The organism is Thalassospira lucentensis, assembly GCF_050516545.1.
GTDB lineage: Bacteria > Pseudomonadota > Alphaproteobacteria > Rhodospirillales > Thalassospiraceae > Thalassospira > Thalassospira lucentensis_C.
In genome coordinates this window covers 3345312-3365567 of record NZ_CP191544.1, presented here as the reverse complement: position 1 = coordinate 3365567, position 20256 = coordinate 3345312, and the positions used below count along the sequence as shown (strand labels likewise).

Genomic DNA, 20256 nt, shown 5'->3' with positions numbered 1-20256 from the left:
GTGTAAGGGGGAAGTGCAACCCGGAGAAACCGAAATTTTGCAAAATGATTATGGCATCGTCTTTGCGGTCATCGCCGCGCACGCGGATGGGTGCCGTTATAGACCGCCATGAGCTGTTCGGTATCAACGGCGGTATAGCGCTGGGTGGTTGAAAGCGACGCGTGACCCAGCAAATCCTGAATGGTGCGCAAATCTCCACCACCAGCAAGAAGATGGGTGGCAAAGGAATGGCGTAATGCGTGCGGCGTTGCGGTTTCAGGAAGGTTTAAAAGTTCGCGGACCTTGCGCATTTCACGTTGGGCGACCTGGGCAACCAGCCGGTTGCCACGCGCACCAAGAAACAGGGCATCATCCCCGTTCGGGGCAAAGGGGCAGGTGCGGACGTAATCTTCTATCGCTTCGCGCACGATGGGAAGAACCGGGACAAGACGCTGTTTGTTGCCCTTGCCGGTGATAACCATCGAATCGCCCGTTGGCCGTTGATTGGCGTTAAGGTCCAACGCCTCGGAAATACGAAGGCCACAGCCATATAGCAGGGTGAAAAGAGCAAGATTTCGTTTGGCCAGCCACGGTTCATCCTGCCATGCACCGGCATTTTCAAGAACCGCCATGGCATCAATCGGGGCCAATGGCTTTGGGGTGGTTTGGGGTAATCGCGGATTGCGGATTGACTGCACGGCGGCATTCTGTCCGCGGCCGGATCGTTCCAGAAATCGATAGAAATTGCGCAAGGATGAAAGGGCACGGGCCGTCGATGTTTTGGCCATGCCATCCATGCTGCGCCGGGCCAGCCAGCTTCGAAAATCACGCGGGTTTAAGCGCAGCAGATCTTTGAGGGTTGGCACATCACCAAGATGCCCGCCGATAAAACCAAGAAAGGCATATAAATCTGCCAGATAGTTTTCGGTGGTGTGGCTGGAGGCGCGGCGTTCATCGCGAAGCCATGTGCGCCAATCGGCAATGGCTTCGCGTATATCAGATGGAAGATTAATTGCGGTCAGACTGTTTGAGTCAGCCATCGACGCACACCAAATTCAATCACAGACGCCAAAAACATGATCAGGTCATTGGCCTGTGCCGGGCTGAAATAGCCCGGTTCCTTGACGCCAAAGGCAACAAGCCCGACCGGATCGCCATAAAACGGGGCAAGACGGACAATGGCAGCCGATCGGATTTCAGAGGCTTTGGGGCCAAAGATCGCTTCATCGCCGGCATCATCTGGCAAAAGCCAGACATCCTGTTCTTCACCAAGAACCTGATCAACCGCCCCGACAACAAGACGGCGCACACGCCCGTCACAGCTTGGTACCGGTGCTTCGTCACATTCTTCAAAACAAATGGCGATGGCATCAAGATCAAGTAGCTCGGGTACAAGATCCTGTAGTGCTTCGACAAAGGTTTCAAAGCCGCGGGCATTCAGCAATGCCAGAACCGCACGGTGAATGCGGCTTTGGGTTTCGAGATTGGATTTGGAGATATTGATAAGCTCGCTGGTCGCACCGCGCAGCTTTTCACGTTCATCACGCAGGCGGGTGACGACATATTGCTGCATATCGGCAACGCCATCGCCCATTTCGCGTACCGGTAGCTCAAGACTTTCGAGCAAATCAGCGCGCGAGGTGAAAAATTCAGGATGTTCGGCAAGGTAGTCGGCCACATCGTCGGCGCGCAAAGCTGTCTTTTCCATCGGTTCCGGCTTGAAAAATGAGAAATAAAAAACCCGGCTGCCACAATGCGGGCAGCCGGGTTAAATGCATGTTAAAAACCGCAGCAAGGTCGGTTTTTATCTGCTGATCAGGCAATATTGCCTGATAACAGCGCCGATATTACAGAATCGACTGGCCGGTTTTTTCCCAATCAGCAAGGAAGGTCTCAAGACCTTTGTCGGTGAGCGGGTGTTTGGTCAACTGACCGAGAACCTGCGGCGGGATGGTGACGACATCGGCACCAAGGCGGGCCGAATCGACAACATGCTGCGGGCCACGTGCGGAAGCCACGAGGACTTCGGTGGTCCAGTTCGGGTAGTTGCCATAAACGTCAACGATGTCAGCAATCAGCTGCATGCCATCAGACGAAATGTCATCCAGACGGCCAACGAACGGCGAAACATAAGTTGCACCGGCTTTGGCGGCAAGAATGGCCTGACCAACCGAGAAGCAAAGTGTAACGTTGGTTTGAATGCCTTCGTCGGTGAAGGTGCGGCAAGCTTTGAGGCCGTCCGCGGTAAGTGGTAGCTTAACGACGACATTGTCGGCAATTTTTGCCAGTTTACGGCCTTCTGCGACCATGGTGTCGTAATCGGTCGCAGCAACTTCTGCGCTGACCGGGCCGTCGACGACGTCACAAATTTCCTTGATCAGTTCGAGAAACGGTCGGCCAGACTTTGCTACCAGCGACGGATTGGTGGTGACACCGTCTACGAGGCCGGACATGGCGAGTTCGCGGATTGCTTCGATGTCAGCGGTATCGATGAAAAACTTCATTGGATTTCCTATTCGGACCTTTTGAAGATCGTCGTTTGAAGATCGTTGTTCGATGATGCGGTTAGCTGCTAGGGTCCGGCTCCATCCAATGGACGGTTCCTGATCCAAGCTGTGGGACCGTTTTCTAATATGCTGCGGGTCGTCGAAGATGTTCTTCCGACCGGCCCAACAGGCATTCCGACGGGGTTTATAATATATGAGCGCGGCAAAGGCCACATCTGGAAATCTGTTTGCTGATGATCCGGCCTTTCAGGTAACTGCACAGACCATTTCTGTGCTGCCGCCACTGCCGTTGGCCGGGCCGTATGACTATCTTGTGCCCGAAGGTTTATCCGTTGCACCCGGTGACTTCGTCGAAATCCCGTTAGGGCGGCAAACCCAGCGCGGCGTTGTCTGGGGGGATGCCAAGGGCGATGTCGAGTCGTCCAAGCTGCGCGAGATTTATGGTGTTCTGCCCGCCGAACCGATGCCCGCGGTTACCCGCAAATTCATTGATTGGGTTTCGGCCTATACCATGGCGCCGCAAGGGGCTGTTTTGCGCATGGCAATGAGCGTCCCGGATGCACTGGAACAGCCAAAACCCATTTTTCGATTTACGCTCAACCGTGATTTTGACGCATCAAGTTTGCGGATGACCCCGCCGCGTAAACGCGTCATGGCGTTTCTGGCCGATCACCCGTCGATGGAACAAGGCGATATCCTGCGTGAAACCGGGGCAGGTGCCAGTGTGGTCAAGGGGCTGGTTGAAGCTGGTGCTGTGCAACGTTTGATGGTCGCGCGCCCGTCACCGTTTGAGTTGCCGGATCTTGATATTGCCCGGCCTGATTTGTCCGATGAACAAACCGAAGCCGCCGACGCGCTGTGTCAACGTGTCGAGGAAGATGGTTTTTCCTGCACGCTTCTGGATGGCATTACCGGCTCGGGGAAAACCGAAGTCTATTTTGAACCCGTCCGCGCGGCCTTGGCGCAAGGCAAACAAGTGGTGGTTTTGCTGCCTGAAATTGCGCTTTCGGCGCAATGGTTGCAGCGGTTCCGCGACCGATTTGGCGTAAACCCGGCACTTTGGCATTCCGAAGTGGGGCAGGCGCGACGGCGTGATACGTGGCGCTCCGTCGCGGATGGTTCGGCCCATCTTGTTGTTGGTGCGCGATCAGCCCTGTTTTTACCGTTCCAGAATCTTGGCCTGATCGTGGTCGATGAAGAACATGAACACGCGTTCAAGCAAGAAGACGGTGTGATTTATCATGCGCGTGATATGGCGGTAACGCGTGCGCATCTGGGCAATATTCCGGTGGTTCTGGCATCGGCAACCCCGTCGCTTGAAACATTGGCCAATGTCGAAGCCGGTCGATATCACCGGGTTGAACTTGGTAATCGCCATGGGGCTGCGGTTCTGCCCAGTGTCGAAATCATTGATATTCGCAAGGACAAACCGGAACGGAATCGCTGGATTACGCCAACACTCAAAAAGCGGTTGATCGAAACCTTTGCCAATGGCGAACAGGCAATGCTGTTTTTGAACCGCCGTGGCTATGCGCCGCTGACCCTGTGTCGGGCCTGTGGGCATCGGTTCCAGTGCCCGAACTGCACGGCATGGCTGGTCGAGCATCGCGCATGGGGGAAGCTGCAATGCCACCATTGCGGATATCAGGCAAAAGCCCCTGATACCTGCCCGGCCTGCGGGGCTGAGGGCAAGTTAGCCCCCTGTGGTCCGGGGGTGGAACGATTGTTTGAAGAGGCGGTCGAAACATTCCCCAATATCCGGATCGAGGTTGCGACATCTGACAACATTATGGGGCCCAAAGCCGCGACAGAGCTGGTTAAACGGGTTCACAATCAGGAAGTGGACCTTTTGATTGGAACGCAGATTCTTGCCAAGGGCTATCACTTTCCGATGCTGACCCTTGTCGGAGTTGTCGATGCTGATCTTGGATTGGCGGGCGGGGATTTGCGTGCTGCCGAACGAAGCTATCAGCTTCTGACACAGGTTGCAGGGCGTGCCGGGCGTGGGGATCGACCGGGGACTGTGATGTTGCAAACGGCTGATCCGGCCAACCGCGTGATCATGGCAATTGCCGCAGGTGATCGCAATGCCTTTAACGAGGTTGAGCTGTCCCAACGCATGACCCATGGCATGCCGCCGCATGGTCGGTTGGCCGCCCTGATCATTAGCGGGAAAAAAGAAAATGAAGTTGATGAAGCCGCATGGCGGATTGGCCGCGCGGCGCCACGAGGCGATGGATTGATGGTTTTGGGGCCTGCCCCCGCACCATTATCACTACTGCGTGGGCGGTATCGCCGACGGTTCCTGATCCGGGCGGATAAATCGGTCAAGATGCAAGCCTTGATTCACGAATGGCTGTCGAAGGTCAAAACACCAGGCAGTGTCCGCGTGCAGGTCGATATTGATCCCTACAGCTTCATGTAATCTGCAGATGCTTCAGTGTGTGGTCTATTGCGCATATTGAGACTCCCACCAATCAACACCATCCGGGCCAAGATACCGTTCAAAAATCGCAAGCAACCGGCCGTCGTTTCGCATGTCGCGGATGATGCGGTCGTAACGTGCGATAAAGCGTTCCTTGCCCGGATAATCGGATGCCTTGGAAAACGGGTTGTAATATGCTGCCCGACGTAAGGGCGGATAAAGGAATGCGATCTTTTGCCGCAGGCCCGACTGGATGGTTTCAAATGCCGTGCTCAGGTAATTCACCGGGACGACGTCAAAGCGTTCTTCAAGAAGCATCGGAATTAAAAGGTCATTGCGGGCGACGGCTTCGATGTCGAGCTCGGAATCCCAAAAAGCTTTTGTATAGGAATAGCCCGCTGCGGCCCCGATCCGAAATCCTTCCAGATCACTAAGTTCGCTAAAACGGATGCGATTGGCGTCTTCGGCGCGGACGGCAAACCGCCAATCAAGAAGCAAATGTGCTTCGTTTGGATATAGCAGATACTTGCTGCGCTCATCATTAAGCGAAAGTGTCAGTGTGATGTCGGAAAAGCCGTTTTCGGCATTGTGCAAAAGCCTGCGGCCGCTATCGACAAAGTGAAATGTGAAATCGGTGATGCCCATTTCATCGAGAACTTCGGTCATGATATCGATATCAATGCCGCGCGGGACGTCTTGTGAGAGCCACTTTAACGGTGGCTCGGAAAGTCCTTCGATGATCAACGTCCGGGCAATGGCGGTTTGCGATGATACGATAAGAACGCACAATGTGACGCAGACACAGGCCATAAGGCGAAAGAAGTTCCACCCGTTTGCTGTGATTGCGCTTATATTCATACCTGCTGTCCTCAAACTTTAGGCGGCGGTCGCGTTTGCTATCTTACTCTATATATGGATTAAAATTGGAAAAGAGTTGCGAAATTAATAATTCTGAACCGGAAACGCAGCGTTCGATGTGTGATTGGGCGGAAAAGACTTTTGGCCCGGTTCGTGATCCCAAGGCGCTTTTGATGCGGGCAATGCTTGAAATGGATGAGCTTGGCGAAGCCATTGATGCGGATGATGTTGCCGAGATCGGCAAAGAAGCTGCTGACGTCATGATCTTGCTGTATCGGTTGGTCGATCAGTTCGGTCTGGAGCTGAAGAAAAAAGTCCGCGCGAAAATGGCAATCAACCGGTCGCGCAACTGGTCCTCAAAAGGTGATGGTACCGGATTGCATATTTGATCAGGTCGATAATCCTTACGTATATTTTTGGGAAAGCATGATGAGTTACACGCTTTTTTATGCGCCGGGTGCTGCGAGCATGGCCGTGCACTGGATGCTGATCGAACTTGACGTTCCGTTTAAGACGCTGCTGGTTGATATTGATAACAACCAGCAGCGCAATCAGGACTATTTACGTTTGAACCCGTCCGGACGGGTGCCGACCCTTGTGGTCGATGATGTGCCATATGGCGAATCCGTTGCCTTGATGATGATGTTGGCCGAACGCCACCCCGAATCAAACCTGTTGCCAGAACCTAATACAGCGCAGCGGGCCGAATGGCTGCAATTGACACTTTATATTGCCAATACCCTGATGCCTGCGATGCGGGACTGGCTTTATGCCGCCAAGGATGGCGACCCGGATGGGGCCGCTGCGGTAAAGGCACTTGCGGAAAAGCGCATCAGTGCGACCTGGGATGATTTCGAAAAACGACTTCACGGCGGCCAGCCATATCTGATGGGGGATATATTTGGCACCGTTGATATGCTGGCTATCATGTTGATGCGCTGGTCGCGCCATATGGCATGTGCTGCGACGACCCGACCGGTATTGCGCAAATATATCGATCACGTGTGCGAAAGACCGTCCTATCGCGATCTGAATGAACGCGAAGGTCTTTCGGGATGGCCAGATTGATACAAGAGATGGTTTGGATCGGTAAAATTGGCAGTTTGCCTGCAAAAATGTGAAGTCGATTACACTTTTTGACAGCAATGTTAATTCTTGATCGCGGTGGGCACGCGGCTGCGAGATCAGAATGTCTGGAGAATCGCACCTTAAACGCGATTTGGTCGCGGCAAGAATCCGCGTCTTGCGCGAAACAGCTTATTATTAAATAGTTGTAGAACCCCGCGAAAAACAGGTGAATTGGTGCAGTTTAAGCCCTTCTTTGCCACAGAATGAAAAAGAGCGTCCAAATGCGCTTGCGCGGGGGTTGCCCATGCTCAGGACATGTGATACCAAACGCTCGCTTCCCGGAAGGAGACCCTTTCGGGAGATCATTTTTTTATACGTATCCGAGTCGTTCTCATAACCAGAATTGAGGGCTTTCACCGGTGTCCCAAAATACTGCCGCGACCGGGCTCCAAGGGCGCTATGCCACAGCACTATTTGACTTGGCCAAATCGGCTAAGCAGCTTGATGCTGTCAAAAGTGATCTTGTCTTGCTCGACCAGGCCATTGCAAACAGCGATGACCTCCGGAATGTACTCCGCAGTCCCGTGATTTCCCGGGATGTGCAGGCCAACGCGATGGCTGCTCTTTTGGATAAGCTTGGTATTTCCGAGTTGACCAAGAAGACAGTTGGGCTTCTGTGTCAGAAGCGTCGTTTGTTTGTCCTGCCGGGTGTTATTAGTTCCTACCTTTCCATGCTCTCAGCTCATAATGGCGAAGTGACCGCTCAGGTGACTTCGGCAGCCGAGCTGAAGAAAGAGCAAATCGAAGCCGTTACCGACGCTCTTAAAGACGTTGTCGGCGCCACTGTAAAAGTGGACCTTAAAATTGATCCGGCGGTTCTTGGCGGCCTTGTCGTCCAAGTCGGCTCCCGGGTTTTTGATGCCTCGCTTCGTACTAAATTGCAGAAGCTCGAGCTCGCTATGAAAGGGGTTGCGTGATGGAAATCCGCGCTGCGGAAATCTCCGCTATTCTCAAGGATCAGATCGCTAATTTTGGCGCTGAAGCCGAAGTTGCCGAAGTTGGACAAGTTTTGTCCGTCGGTGACGGTATTGCCCGTGTTTATGGTCTGGACAATGTTCAGGCTGGTGAACTCGTTGACTTCCCGGGTGGCATTAAGGGCATGGCCCTTAACCTCGAAGAAGACAACGTTGGTGTCGTGATCTTCGGTTCTGACCGTTCGATCAAAGAAGGTGACCAGGTTAAACGTACTGGCGCCATCGTTGACGTTCCGGTTGGTAAAGAACTTCTCGGCCGCGTCGTTGACGCACTGGGTAATCCGATCGACGGTAAAGGTGATCTTGGTACCAAAGAACGTCGCCTTGCCGACGTCAAAGCACCGGGCATCATTCCGCGTAAATCGGTTCACGAACCAGTTCAGACCGGTATCAAGTCAATTGACTCCCTGATCCCGATCGGCCGTGGCCAGCGTGAGCTGATCATTGGTGACCGTCAGACCGGTAAAACCGCAATCATCATCGACACCATTCTGAACCAGAAGCCGGTGAACGATGCTGCGAAAACCGACAGCGACAAGATGTTCTGCATCTATGTTGCAGTTGGTCAGAAACGTTCGACCGTTGCACAGGTTGTTAAGGTTCTCGAAGAACGTGGCGCGATGGAAAACACCATCGTCGTTGCCGCAACCGCGTCCGATCCGGCGCCGATGCAGTTCCTTGCACCGTTTGTTGCTTGCGCAATGGGCGAGTATTTCCGTGATAACGGCATGCACGCAACGATCTTCTACGATGATCTGTCCAAACAGGCAGTTGCATATCGTCAGATGTCCCTTCTGCTTCGCCGTCCTCCAGGGCGTGAAGCATTCCCGGGTGACGTTTTCTATCTGCACTCGCGTTTGCTCGAACGTGCTGCGAAAATGAATGACGAAAACGGCGCTGGCTCGCTGACCGCACTTCCGGTCATTGAAACCCAGGGCAACGACGTTTCCGCGTTTATTCCGACCAACGTGATTTCGATCACCGACGGTCAGATCTTCCTTGAAACCGACCTGTTCTACAAAGGCGTACGCCCGGCTGTGAACGTTGGTCTGTCGGTTTCGCGTGTTGGTTCGTCCGCACAGATCAAAGCGATGAAGCAGGTTGCCGGCTCGATCAAGCTGGAACTCGCTCAGTATCGTGAGATGGAAGCATTCGCACAGTTCGCATCGGATCTTGATCCAGCAACCCAGAAACTTCTGGCCCGTGGCGCACGACTGACCGAGCTGCTCAAACAGCCGCAGTATTCGCCGCTTAAAGTCGAAGAGCAGGTCGTTGTGATCTATGCAGGTGTTAAAGGTTACCTCGACGGTGTTGCGGTAAACAAGGTTCGCGCTTTCGAAGACCAGTTCCTGTCGGACATTCGTTCCGCTGGTGCTGACATCCTTGATGCGATCCGCACCGAAAAGGTTCTGTCTAACGACAGCGAAACGAAGCTTAAAGCGTTCCTCGACAAGTTCGCGAAAACCTTCGCGTAAGACTGAAACTTAGGCGAAGGAGGAAACGCAATGGCTAGTTTGAAGGATCTGCGCTCGCGCATTGCCAGCGTCAAGTCGACGAAGAAAATCACTTCGGCGATGAAGATGGTGGCAGCCTCCAAGCTCCGTCGTGCACAAGATGCAGCGGAAGCAGCGCGTCCCTATGCTGAACGCATGGGAACGATGCTGGGCCGTCTTGCAAGTGCCGTCGGTAGCAATGAAGGTGCTCCAAAGCTTCTGGCCGGTACGGGTAAAGAGGACGTGCATTTGCTCGTCGTCTTTACTGCCGACCGTGGCCTTTGCGGTGGTTTCAATGCATCGATCGTGAAAGCGACCCGCCTTAAAGCCAAGGCCCTTCGGGCTGAAGGCAAGACGGTGAAGCTGATCTGTGTTGGCCGCAAAGGGGCAGATGCGCTCAAGCGTGAATTTGGTGACAGTATTGTCGCCCGGTATACCGGCATCGAAGGCAAGAAAGGGATTAACTTCTCCTCTGCCAGCGAAGTAGCCGATAAAGTTCTGGCGCTGTATGGCGAAGGCGAATTTGACGTTTGCACGGTCTTCTATAACAAGTTCGTGTCCGCAATTTCGCAAGTCCCGACAGGACAGCAGTTGATCCCATTCGTGGGTGAAGATGTTGACGTGCAGGAAGAAGCAACTGGTTCTTCTGCGGTTTACGAATATGAACCGTCTGAAGAAGCAATTCTCGCTGATTTGCTGCCACGGAATGTTGGCGTCCAGATTTTCGGTGCAATGCTTGAAAGCAGTGCGTCCGAACACGGTGCGCGTATGTCCGCTATGGATAACGCAACCCGCAATGCCGGCGACATGATCGACCGACTGAGCATCCAATATAACCGCTCACGTCAGGCTCAGATCACCAATGAACTGATTGAAATCATTTCCGGCGCCGAGGCTTTGTAAGCGGGTCGCAGGAAGATAACGGATAGTTTTGTCCGAGCAGGAGACAACACTTATGGCTGATATAAAGTCGGGGAAAATTTCCCAGGTAATGGGCGCCGTCGTCGACGTTAAGTTCGACGGAGAGTTGCCGCCCATTTTGAACGCACTGACCGTTGACAACAACGGCCAGCGTCTGGTTCTTGAAGTTGCACAGCATCTTGGTGAGAATGCCGTCCGTACCATCGCGATGGACACCACCGAAGGCTTGCAGCGTGGCCAGCAGGTCCTTGATACGGGCGATGCAATCATGGTTCCGGTTGGTCCGGAAACCCTTGGTCGTATCCTCAATGTCATCGGCGAGCCGGTTGATGAACGTGGTCCGGTCAATTCAAAAATGAAATTGCCGATCCACCGTGAAGCACCGTCTTTCACCGATCAAGCAACTGATACCGAAATCCTGGTTACCGGTATTAAGGTCATCGACCTTATCGCTCCGTACACCAAGGGTGGTAAAATTGGTTTGTTCGGTGGTGCAGGTGTGGGTAAAACCGTTCTCATCATGGAACTGATTAACAACGTGGCAAAAGGCCACGGTGGTTATTCTGTTTTCGCAGGTGTTGGTGAACGTACCCGTGAAGGTAACGACCTCTATCACGAGATGATGGACTCGGGCGTTATCAATCCGGAAGGCGGTTCTAAAGCTGCACTGGTTTATGGCCAGATGAACGAACCACCGGGAGCACGTGCACGTGTTGCTCTGACCGGTCTTACGCTTGCGGAATATTTCCGTGATGAAGAAGGCCAGGACGTTCTGTTCTTCGTCGATAACATCTTCCGCTTTACTCAGGCTGGTTCGGAAGTGTCCGCACTTCTCGGTCGTATCCCGTCTGCTGTGGGTTATCAGCCTACGCTGGCAACCGACATGGGCGCGCTGCAGGAACGTATTACCTCAACCAAAAAAGGTTCTATTACCTCGGTCCAGGCAATTTACGTCCCGGCCGATGACTTGACCGATCCGGCACCGGCAACCTCGTTTGCTCACCTTGATGCAACCACCACGCTGAACCGTCAGATTGCCGAGCTCGGCATCTATCCGGCAGTTGACCCGCTCGATTCCACCTCGCGTGCACTCGATCCCGGCGTGATTGGTAAGGAACACTACGAGACCGCTCGTGAAGTTCAGCGTATTCTGCAGACCTACAAAGGTCTTCAGGACATCATCGCCATTCTCGGCATGGACGAGCTTTCGGAAGAAGACAAACTGGTCGTGGCACGTGCCCGTAAGATTCAGCGTTTCCTTTCGCAGCCGTTCCACGTTGCAGAAGTCTTCACCGGTACTCCGGGCGTGTTTGTTCAGCTCGAAGACACCATCAAGGCTTTCTCAGCGATCTGCGCTGGTGAATACGACCACATGCCAGAACAGGCATTCTACATGGTCGGTACTATCGAAGAAGCCATCGAAAAAGCCAAGAAGATGGCCGAAGCTGCTTAAGGCAGTTTCGGTCCCCCTCCGGCTAAGGAGCGAGGATTGTCATGACTGATACGACTGTACTGGAACTTGTTTCGCCGTCTGCCCTGCTCAAATCCGAGCCGGTCGAGATGGTCGTTGTTCCGGGCACGGACGGGAATTTCGGTGTGCTGCCAAAGCATGCACCGATGATCTCGACCATTCGTCCGGGTGTCATCGACATCTATGCAGGTGGTAAGGTTTCCGAGCGTATCTTCGTTGCTGGCGGTGTTGCAGAGGTTAATCCCGAGCGTTGCACCATTCTGGCAGAAGAAGCGGTTCCGGTTGCCGACTTGAAAGCTGACGAAGCGCAGGCACGTCTTGAGACGGCACAAGCCGATCTTAAGGCTGCCAGCACTGCACACGATAAAGCCAATGCCGAGCGTTCGCTTGACATTGCCCGTGCACAGATTGCTGCCCTGTCGAACTAATCGTTGGTTCAAGAATATTGAAAAAGGCCGCTCTTTTTGGGGCGGCCTTTTTCGTTGCGTTGTCTCGTCCAGGAATTGGTGGTTCGGGGCAGGTAACAGCGTGCCGCAAAGACTTACCCGCGCCAGCCGGGTTGGGAGCGCAAAGCCGATGCTTGCAATACCCAGCCCCCACCAAACCCAATCGCGCAAATCCCGATCATGGTGATGACGGCAATCGGTCCAATAACCTCTATAATCTGCGCGAAAGTAATCGCACCGACGGCCTGACCGGCGACAATGGCAATTGCGCTCCCGGCACATAATCCAACGAGTCCACTTGCCCCCAATATCATGCCTGTTTCAAGCGCACCGGTTTTGACAATCTGGTTTGGGCGCATGCCCAAGGCGCGCAACATGGCAAGATCGTTGGCCTGACTTTGGCGAAGGGCGATCAGGCCGCTAAGGATCACAAACACCGCCCCAACGGTTGCCAGGACAGTCAATCCGACAAGTCCGCGCAACGCAGCGTCAAACAGGCCCGTAAGCTTTGCCAGTGCATCGGGTATGTGGATGGCGGGAATGTCGGGAAAGGCCGCCTGAAGGGTGCTTGCGACGGCCGCAAGGCTGTTTCTGTTCTGATCCAGCAGGCTAAGCGTACTGATCACGCCATGATCAATGGCGGGTGCCATCGGTGAAAAGACCAGCGGGAAATCAAGGCCAAGCCGGGTCCAGTCAATCTTGCGAAGGTTGGCAATAGTGACGTCATGTCCTTGGCCCCTGATATTGACCGTCAATTGATCATTTATCCCAACGCCAAGGGTCTTCGCCACATCGGCATCAAGGGACGCCAATTGTGCATTAAGGCTGTTTTCCTGCCACCACTGCCCCGCGACCACCTGATTGTTTTGCATATCGGCATTGGGCACATCTGCCCATGAAATCCCGCGATCTCCGCGCACGAACCAGTGATAGCGCCGCGGCACATCGGCAAGTTTGATTGGCTGGCCGCTGATATGGGTGACACGGCCATGAAGGAACGGCATCTGGGTCACTGATTTTACCGCCGGTATCGCGCTGGCTTGCGCGCGAAAAGCGGCCGCCTGATCTGGGGGCAGATCGAAAAAGACAAGATCGGGTGTTTGTGCTGGCAAGACGGATTTCAAATGATGCCTGGCAAGGGAACCAAACAGGATCACGGCAAACAGGCACGTGATCGCCAAGCCAAATGATGCTGCCATGGTGACGGTCGGGGCATTGGGACGGGCAATGTTGCGCAATGCCAGCCGGACGGACGGTAGTGCTATTTTCTGACTGGCAAGCTTCCCGGCCCCCCAGCGCATCAAACCGCCAAACCCAACAAAGACGACAAGGCACAGGATCAGGATACTGATCAGAACGGCGGAAAACCAGCCAAGATCAATCAGCTGACAGGCAAGGGCGAACAGGGAAATGCCGAGCCCATAAGACAGCAGCCGGTGTGGGGATAGCATTGATTGGATGCGATTGGCAGACGGGCCGGTGTTTGATGCCTGACGCGCGGACTGATGGCGAAACAGTCTTGCAGGTGTGGTTTGGCAGGCTGATCGTATCGGGTTGATGGCGACAAGTGCGACGAAGCCGATAATAAAACCAAGGATCAGATGTCCATCTTGATAGCTTTGGGTGAGGTCAAATCCGAATTGTTGGCTCATCACCGGCAGAAGCAGTTGATTGATCAAAGTAGTGATCAATGCGCTAACCGCAATTGCTGCCACGATGATCAGCGTGATGTGCCAAATAATTGCTGCTCCCAATTGTCTTGGGCGGACCCCGGTGCTCCGCATCAGGGCAAAGCGTTTCTGACGGCTGAGAAGATCGGCATGCAGGGCATTATGGATGGCCGTCATGGCTATGGCGAAGACGGCAATGCCAATCAAGCTGACAAAGGCGGATGCAAAATCACCAATGCGTTCAATCCCCGGAATGCCATCGGTCGCATTAACAATCCGCCAACCACTATCGGGAAAGCGATCTTCAATTTGGGCGATGACATTGCGGTTCTGCGTTGGGCTACTGCCCGGAATTTTCAATCGGGCATACCAGTAAATCTGTTTTCCCGGCGCAAGAAGATTGCTGTTGCGATAAGCCTCCAGCGACACAAGGACCCGTGGCCCGAGTGAGAAAAGCCTGAATTTGCGTTCTGGCTCAGATGTACTGACGCCCCGAATTTGAAAACCCTGACGACCAAGCCGGATCATATCACCAATCGACAGTCCCGTTTCATCAACGAATTCCGGGTCAACAACCGCGCCCGCGATCCCGTTTTGCGTTGAAAGCGCATTTGTGATCGGTATGTCAGGTGACAAAGATGTCGCGCCATAAAGCGGATATGTCCGGTCAATCGCCTTTAATTCCGAAAGAACGGGTGGTTTATCGTTCTCGTGCCGGACCATGACCCGTTGTTCGGCACTCAGGCTGAGGGCGCCGAGTGTCTTTAGGAACGTAATTTCATCCGATGATGGCGCGCGGTGAAACAGACGTAGGGAAATGTCCCCGCCGATTGTCTGTTGGGCCGATTGGCGCATGGCATCGCGCACGGAATGGGTCAGGCTGACGGTCAGGATAAGGACCGTTATGGCGAACACAAGGGTCGCAAACATCGCCCATACCCCAATATCAGGTTTACGCAACTCGCGAAGCGCAAATCCAAGACTGGCGATATGCAGTCGATATCTGGAAAATCGTAAGGGCAGGCGGGACACGGCAGTCTCGCTGGCAGGTGGGTTACGGCGTCGGGGTTAACGCCAACCCCAGCCAGAAAGATTCGATCATTTTCATCAGTTCAATGAATTCTGTCACATCGACGGGTTTGCGCAAATAACAGTTTGCACCCGCTGCATAACAAAGATCAACATCATGATCCGCACCCGACGTGGTCAGAACAATTACCGGGATGGAGGAAGAATTGGGATCATTGCGGATATCGCGCAGCATTTCCCGGCCATCTTTGCGCGGCATATTCAAATCCAGAAGGATAAGACGCGGACGCGGGGCATTGCGAAATGGGCCATCTTGTTGAAGAAACTGCAAAGCCGTCATTGCATCTTTAACGTGATGAAGTTCTACCGGTTTTTTGAACTCCCGAAGCGCCTCACGTACAAGACGTGCATCGCCGGGATTGTCTTCAATCAACAATAGATTGTTTATCGCACCATTTTCCTGAGCGGACATTGTACCCATTATCCTTCCGGGTGGGTTTTCCCTATCCCAGTTCACTTCGAGCCGCATTAACTAGATCACTGAACCCAAAGAGAGAATGGCCCCCCAGCCATAAAAGGCATCTCGTTCAGTTAGGATGATCACTTTCGATTTAGCTATCCTTAAGTCTGGTTCTCATACTTTAGCACGAAAATCAATTCAATAAGGCTTGGTAAAGTAGAAAACCATATCCTTACGTATGAAAGATGGTGCGCGAGAAGTGCCAGAAAAAGGGGGATTGTCATAAAATTTGCGACTCTATCGCAAACCAACGAACAAGCCCGGTTCCCTAGTTGGTGACGATCCCGATCTCTTTGGCAAGGGCATCGAACCTGTTCACCAGTTCAGGTTGATCGGCAAAGACATCGCCAGCCTTTTGATAGGCTGTGCGGGCCTCTGCGGGTTTGCCAAGAACCATATAGGCCTGCATCAAACGGGCCCAGCCATCCGGATTATCCGGTTCAGTTTCAAGACGCTCCGCCAAGCCACTAACCATCGAAAGAATCATTTCCTGACGTTCTTCTGGCGTCATTTGCTGGGCTGCGCGAACATCGTCTTCGCTTGGCCCTGCCATCGGAGCGGGGGCCTCTGCGATCGCAAGACGGTTTTCAATGTCGATCCCTTGTGCAAGGGCGGCATCCTTGATTCGGGTAACCACGATTGGAAGCCACCCGGCATCCGCCGGGGCATCATTGGCAAGTGCGATCCAGCGATCAACAGCCGCCGGAACCTTACCGTTCTGCGCGTCGGCCAGACCGATATAGTACTGAATGCGCGGATCAGCGCTGTCGGTGGTTGCGGCTTCGTTCAGGACACCAAGGGCGATGGGGTTGATTTGGCCGTTATTGCTGCGAATCAGGCTTTCGGCATACATCGCCAGATAATCACCATCCCGGCCAGACAGTTTGACGGCTTCAAGAAAGGCTGTTTGTGCCTCAACAGGACGCCCCAGCGCCATCAGGCTTGCGCCAAGAAGCTCCCACCCTTGAAGGTTGGCAGGGTCTTCAATCAGTTTTTGTGAAAGATCACTCACCGCGCGGTTCAGGACAATGGCCCGGTCTTCATCAATGGATTCGGCCTGCCGAATGGCATTTATTTCATCAACCCGGCTGGCAATCGGTCGGTCGGGCATGTCGGGATTGCCAAGATCAAGGTAAAGCCCAAAGCCCCCCAAAAGGAACAATGCAATCGATCCGACGGCGATGAAGCTTGGTGCGGCGGGGCTTAATGTCCGGTTTGGTGCTTCGGTCTGATCCTTGATCCGCTGATCCGCGGCAAGGATGCGGCGTTGCACTTCAATGCGGGCGGCGGTTGCCTGTTCGGCGTTCAAGACGCCACGATCAATGTCACGGTCAATTTCCGAAAGTTGATCGCGATAAACAGCAAGATCGCGTTCAATTTCGCTATCGGGGACGTCATTGGAAGAAGACGCGGCCTTTTGGTGCTGTTGTACAACAGGCCAAAGAACAAACCCCGCTACCAGAAGCGTTATCGTGCCAAGAACAATCCAGATGGTCATGAAGGTTTTCTGCCCTAATGCTTATTCTGCAGGAACCGCCTTGGCGGCGGATTTTTGGGAACGGGTCGGCGCACCAATGCGATAGCGCCGATCAGATAATGACATCAAACCGCCAAACACCATGACAAGACCACCGGCCCACATCCACGGGATCATCGGTTTGACGTAAAACCGTGTAATCCACTTGCCGGTTTCATCCTGATCCCCGATCACGGCATAGATATCGCCGGTGAAGCTTGAATGAATGCCGGCCTCGGTCGTTGGCATGCCTTCAACCGTGTAAACGCGCTTCTCCGGTGTCAGGACAAGGGTGCGTGCGCCCGGTGTGGTGATGGTGACTTCTGCTTCACGGGCGACAAAGTTCGGCCCCTGATATTCGCGGATGTCAGACAGGGTAAAGGTGTGGTCCGCGATTTGCGCACTTTCACCAACCGACAGCGACTGAACGGCTTCTTCTGTCCATGCTTGCGATCCGGTAATCCCGGCAACGACAATCGCCACCCCGGCATGGGCCAACATGGTGCCATGTGCGGATCGTGGCAGATTGCGCATCCGGCGCAGGCTGACATCAAAGGGTTCACGAAACAGCTTGATACGCCCGGCCCATTCAAGAATGGAGCCGACAAACAACCAGGTTGCCAAACCCAACCCAAACAGGGCAAAGGCCGGACCACCTGATAGCCATAATGCGATCAGGACAATCACAACGGTTGCAGCCAATGCGATCTTGAGCTTGTTAAATACGCCAAGAAGGTCGGCGCGTTTCCACGGCATCATCGGGCCAAAGGCCATGGCAATGATCACCGGCGTCATAATCGGGACAAAGGTCGCGTTAAAGAACGGTGCGCCGACGGAAATCTTTTCGCCGGTCAGGGTTTCAAGCAGCAATGGATACAGGGTGCCCAGCAAAACCATGGCCGCCGCAATCGACAGCAGCACATTGTTAAACACCAATGCGCCTTCGCGTGAGATCGGCTGAAACAGCCCGCCGCCCTTTAAGGTCGGTGCGCGCCAGGCATACAAGGTCAAAGACCCACCGACTGCGATACACAAAAGGATCAGGATAAACACCCCACGCGTCGGATCAGTGGCAAAGGCATGAACCGATGTCAAAGCACCCGAACGGACAAGGAAGGTGCCCAAAAGGGAAAATGAAAAAGCCATGATGGCTAAAAAGATGGTCCAGCTTTTAAGGGCATCGCGTTTTTCCACCACGATGGCAGAATGAAGCAATGCCGTCCCGGCAAGCCAGGGCATAAAGGATGCGTTTTCCACCGGATCCCAGAACCACCAGCCGCCCCAGCCAAGCTCGTAATACGCCCACCATGATCCAAGCCCGATACCCGCGGTCAGAAAGACCCACGCGGCCAAGGTCCATGGACGGACCCAACGGGCCCATGCGGCATCAACCCGCCCTTCAATCAGGGCGGCCACCGCAAAGGCAAAGGCAACGGAAAACCCGACATAGCCGAGATACAGGAACGGCGGATGAATGGCGATCCCCGGATCCTGAAGCAACGGGTTCATGCCTTCCCCGTCAAGTGGCGGGTTCATAATGCGGCCAAACGGGTTGGAGGTCAGAACAATAAACAGGATGAACCCAAACCCGATCAGGCCCATCACACCCAGAACTCGCGCAAGCAGGCTGGGTGGAAGGTTACGACCAAAGGCAGCAACCGCGCCGCCAAACAGTGTGAGAATCATCACCCACAGCAACATCGACCCTTCATGATTGGCCCACACACCGGTGATTTTATAGATCATCGGTTTGGATGTGTGGCTGTTTGCCATGACGTTTACGACCGAGAAATCGGACGTGACATAGGCATAGGTCAGCGCAAGGAAGCTGGTCGCGACCAAGGCAAAGCATGTTATCGCCAAACGCGGTGCAATCATCAAAAGCACCGGATCCCGGCGGGATGCCGCCAAAAACGGGATGGTCGATTGCGCGATAGCTACCACAAGCGATAGTATCAACGCGTAATGTCCGATCTCTACAATCATGAGTAGGCCTATGGTTTTCTTTTATGTGCCTGATTGGGAGATATAATCCCTTAAAAGCGGCTTGGAAACCTTGCGGAATATCAAATATGCGCTATTTGCTGCACAACAATGGGCAGAAATATGGCAATAGACATTACATGTTATTTCCAAACAGGCTATAAAACCGTTGTCAGACAGCGGATTGCTAGGCCAGAGGTCAACAACGTATGAGTCAATGTCCTGTCATTGACATAGCACAGAAAGAAATATGGGCGCGTCGTGCAACGACGGCCTCTATTGTTATTGCTGCGATTCTGATTGCCATCAAAGCGGTTGGTTGGTTCCTTACCGATTCGGTCAGTTTGCTGTCTTCTATGGTTGATAGCATGCTTGATGTCGGTACCGCGGTTGTCAATTTTATGGCGGTGCGATCCGCCTGGCGACCGGCGGACCACGATCACCGATTTGGCCATGGCAAGGCAGAGCCGCTTGCTGGTCTGTTCCAATGTGCTTTCATGATCGGGGCTGCTGTCTTTGTTGTCGCCGAGGCGTCATCACGGGTGTTTGAACCTCAACCGCTTCGGTTTGCGACCGAAGGCATCTGGATGATGGCGGTTTCGATGGTCATGACATTCGGGTTGGTTCTTTTGCAACGTAAAGCCGCCCGTGTGTCCGGGTCGGTTGCGGTTGAAGCCGACTCTTTGCAATATACCAGCGACATTCTTGCCAATGCGGCTGTGATCCTGGCCCTTGTATTGGGCATGTCGGGCTTCCTGTGGGCGGATCCGGTGATTGGTGTTCTTGTTGCAGGCTTCCTTGTGTTTTCCGCGATCAAGGTTGGCAAACATTCGATCAAAGTTCTGATGGATGCCGAACTTCCCGATTCCGATAGCCAGCGCATCATTGAATTGACGATGAAAAATGCGTCCGTGATCGGTATTCACCGTTTACGCACCCGTTCATCGGGTGTTCATCGCTTTGCCGAGATCGAACTGATCATGGATGGCGGCATGTTGATGCGCGACGCGCATACCATCTGCCATCACGTGATGGACAGTATCCGTTCGGAATATCCCGATCTTGATATCACCATCCATCCGGAACCACCTGAAGACATCCATCTTGATGAATTCAGCGGCTATACCGAAGATCCGGAATTCTGGCACACCGGCCGGGCCAAGCGCGCAGGTCAGCATGATATTCCGGTGTCTAATAGTGGCGGCGAAATTGCTGCGGTGGGCCGGTAATCAGGCGTGTGATCCATCACGCGTCAGGATGCTCGAGGATTCCATATCTTTGTTTCTATCGACAAAAATGTAGGCGGGCCCTTTCGGACCCGCCTTTTTCTTCTTTG

At 53.8% G+C, this 20256-nt stretch carries 17 protein-coding genes; 9 read left to right on the top strand and 8 right to left on the bottom strand.

Annotated elements, in window-relative coordinates:
- Positions 1-68: 68 nt before the first annotated feature.
- The 3 genes from ACQ0MK_RS15345 to fsa form a co-directional block, all read right to left on the bottom strand.
- Positions 69-1019, bottom strand: coding sequence for a tyrosine recombinase XerC (locus ACQ0MK_RS15345; RefSeq protein ID WP_430473346.1), 951 nt, complete (start codon positions 1017-1019; stop codon positions 69-71).
- Entirely contained in the window at positions 998-1687 is a 690-nt protein-coding gene (locus tag ACQ0MK_RS15340) for a DUF484 family protein (protein WP_350042657.1), read from the bottom strand. Before ACQ0MK_RS15340 ends, ACQ0MK_RS15345 begins: the two co-directional genes overlap by 22 nt.
- Positions 1688-1826: 139 nt before the next feature.
- Complete coding sequence (gene fsa / locus ACQ0MK_RS15335; RefSeq protein WP_350042656.1) at positions 1827-2483, bottom strand: fructose-6-phosphate aldolase; 657 nt, start codon at positions 2481-2483, stop codon at positions 1827-1829.
- A 196-nt stretch (positions 2484-2679) separates the two neighbouring features.
- Between fsa and ACQ0MK_RS15330 the strand changes: the two genes are divergently transcribed.
- Positions 2680-4911 carry a primosomal protein N' gene (locus tag ACQ0MK_RS15330; RefSeq protein WP_430473345.1) on the top strand — a complete coding sequence of 744 codons (2232 nt, stop codon included), beginning with the start codon at positions 2680-2682 and terminating at the stop codon, positions 4909-4911.
- A gap of 24 nt (positions 4912-4935) precedes the next feature.
- On the opposite strand, the gene ACQ0MK_RS15325 is transcribed toward ACQ0MK_RS15330, so the two are convergent.
- A complete protein-coding gene (locus ACQ0MK_RS15325) occupies positions 4936-5769 on the bottom strand; it encodes a substrate-binding periplasmic protein (protein WP_430473344.1) in 834 nt (277 codons plus the stop codon).
- 65 nt (positions 5770-5834) lie between these two features.
- Between ACQ0MK_RS15325 and ACQ0MK_RS15320 the strand changes: the two genes are divergently transcribed.
- The 7 genes from ACQ0MK_RS15320 to atpC all read left to right on the top strand — a co-directional run bounded on the left by ACQ0MK_RS15320 (position 5835) and on the right by atpC (position 12184).
- A complete protein-coding gene (locus tag ACQ0MK_RS15320; RefSeq protein ID WP_430473343.1) occupies positions 5835-6158 on the top strand; it encodes a dATP/dGTP pyrophosphohydrolase domain-containing protein in 324 nt (107 codons plus the stop codon).
- Positions 6159-6198: 40 nt separating this feature from the next.
- Complete coding sequence (locus ACQ0MK_RS15315; protein WP_430473342.1) at positions 6199-6837, top strand: glutathione S-transferase family protein; 639 nt, start codon at positions 6199-6201, stop codon at positions 6835-6837.
- 419 nt (positions 6838-7256) lie between these two features.
- Positions 7257-7814 (top strand): F0F1 ATP synthase subunit delta, encoded by a 558-nt coding sequence (locus ACQ0MK_RS15310; protein ID WP_430473341.1) that lies wholly within the window; start codon positions 7257-7259, stop codon positions 7812-7814.
- Positions 7814-9346 (top strand): F0F1 ATP synthase subunit alpha, encoded by a 1533-nt coding sequence (atpA, locus tag ACQ0MK_RS15305; RefSeq protein WP_350042650.1) that lies wholly within the window; start codon positions 7814-7816, stop codon positions 9344-9346. Before ACQ0MK_RS15310 ends, atpA begins: the two co-directional genes overlap by 1 nt.
- A 30-nt stretch (positions 9347-9376) precedes the next feature.
- Positions 9377-10267: a F0F1 ATP synthase subunit gamma gene (locus ACQ0MK_RS15300; RefSeq protein ID WP_430473340.1), complete on the top strand. Its 891-nt coding sequence runs from the start codon at positions 9377-9379 to the stop codon at positions 10265-10267.
- Positions 10268-10319: 52 nt separating this feature from the next.
- Positions 10320-11738, top strand: coding sequence for a F0F1 ATP synthase subunit beta (atpD, locus tag ACQ0MK_RS15295; RefSeq protein ID WP_350042648.1), 1419 nt, complete (start codon positions 10320-10322; stop codon positions 11736-11738).
- A gap of 41 nt (positions 11739-11779) precedes the next feature.
- Positions 11780-12184 carry an ATP synthase F1 subunit epsilon gene (gene atpC / locus ACQ0MK_RS15290; RefSeq protein WP_350042647.1) on the top strand — a complete coding sequence of 135 codons (405 nt, stop codon included), beginning with the start codon at positions 11780-11782 and terminating at the stop codon, positions 12182-12184.
- 113 nt (positions 12185-12297) lie between these two features.
- Here the strand turns inward: atpC and ACQ0MK_RS15285 are convergent, their stop codons facing one another.
- From ACQ0MK_RS15285 to ACQ0MK_RS15270, 4 genes are all read right to left on the bottom strand, one after another.
- Positions 12298-14904: an ABC transporter permease gene (locus ACQ0MK_RS15285; protein ID WP_430473339.1), complete on the bottom strand. Its 2607-nt coding sequence runs from the start codon at positions 14902-14904 to the stop codon at positions 12298-12300.
- Positions 14905-14926: 22 nt separating this feature from the next.
- Positions 14927-15373, bottom strand: a complete 447-nt coding sequence (locus ACQ0MK_RS15280) for a response regulator (RefSeq protein ID WP_430473338.1) — start codon at positions 15371-15373, stop codon at positions 14927-14929.
- Positions 15374-15689: 316 nt separating this feature from the next.
- A complete protein-coding gene (gene ccmI / locus ACQ0MK_RS15275) occupies positions 15690-16919 on the bottom strand; it encodes a c-type cytochrome biogenesis protein CcmI (protein ID WP_430473337.1) in 1230 nt (409 codons plus the stop codon).
- 21 nt (positions 16920-16940) lie between these two features.
- Positions 16941-18923 carry a heme lyase CcmF/NrfE family subunit gene (locus ACQ0MK_RS15270; protein WP_430473336.1) on the bottom strand — a complete coding sequence of 661 codons (1983 nt, stop codon included), beginning with the start codon at positions 18921-18923 and terminating at the stop codon, positions 16941-16943.
- Positions 18924-19129: 206 nt separating this feature from the next.
- Between ACQ0MK_RS15270 and ACQ0MK_RS15265 the strand changes: the two genes are divergently transcribed.
- On the top strand, positions 19130-20149 hold the full coding sequence (locus tag ACQ0MK_RS15265) for a cation diffusion facilitator family transporter (protein ID WP_430473335.1): 1020 nt from the start codon (positions 19130-19132) through the stop codon (positions 20147-20149).
- The last annotated feature ends 107 nt before the right edge of the window (positions 20150-20256 follow it).

What these genes read in the sequence shown, in the direction of transcription:
- ACQ0MK_RS15265 (WP_430473335.1), top strand. Translation starts at nt 19,130, where the DNA reads ATGAGTCAATGTCCTGTCATTGACATAGCACAGAAAGAAATATGGGCG.
- ACQ0MK_RS15280 (WP_430473338.1), bottom strand. Translation starts at nt 15,373, where the DNA reads ATGTCCGCTCAGGAAAATGGTGCGATAAACAATCTATTGTTGATTGAA.
- ACQ0MK_RS15315 (WP_430473342.1), top strand. Translation starts at nt 6,199, where the DNA reads ATGAGTTACACGCTTTTTTATGCGCCGGGTGCTGCGAGCATGGCCGTG.
- ACQ0MK_RS15340 (WP_350042657.1), bottom strand. Translation starts at nt 1,687, where the DNA reads ATGGAAAAGACAGCTTTGCGCGCCGACGATGTGGCCGACTACCTTGCC.
- ccmI (WP_430473337.1), bottom strand. Translation starts at nt 16,919, where the DNA reads ATGACCATCTGGATTGTTCTTGGCACGATAACGCTTCTGGTAGCGGGG.
- ACQ0MK_RS15330 (WP_430473345.1), top strand. Translation starts at nt 2,680, where the DNA reads ATGAGCGCGGCAAAGGCCACATCTGGAAATCTGTTTGCTGATGATCCG.
- atpD (WP_350042648.1), top strand. Translation starts at nt 10,320, where the DNA reads ATGGCTGATATAAAGTCGGGGAAAATTTCCCAGGTAATGGGCGCCGTC.
- atpA (WP_350042650.1), top strand. Translation starts at nt 7,814, where the DNA reads ATGGAAATCCGCGCTGCGGAAATCTCCGCTATTCTCAAGGATCAGATC.
- ACQ0MK_RS15300 (WP_430473340.1), top strand. Translation starts at nt 9,377, where the DNA reads ATGGCTAGTTTGAAGGATCTGCGCTCGCGCATTGCCAGCGTCAAGTCG.
- ACQ0MK_RS15325 (WP_430473344.1), bottom strand. Translation starts at nt 5,769, where the DNA reads ATGAATATAAGCGCAATCACAGCAAACGGGTGGAACTTCTTTCGCCTT.
- fsa (WP_350042656.1), bottom strand. Translation starts at nt 2,483, where the DNA reads ATGAAGTTTTTCATCGATACCGCTGACATCGAAGCAATCCGCGAACTC.
- ACQ0MK_RS15270 (WP_430473336.1), bottom strand. Translation starts at nt 18,923, where the DNA reads ATGATTGTAGAGATCGGACATTACGCGTTGATACTATCGCTTGTGGTA.
- atpC (WP_350042647.1), top strand. Translation starts at nt 11,780, where the DNA reads ATGACTGATACGACTGTACTGGAACTTGTTTCGCCGTCTGCCCTGCTC.
- ACQ0MK_RS15345 (WP_430473346.1), bottom strand. Translation starts at nt 1,019, where the DNA reads ATGGCTGACTCAAACAGTCTGACCGCAATTAATCTTCCATCTGATATA.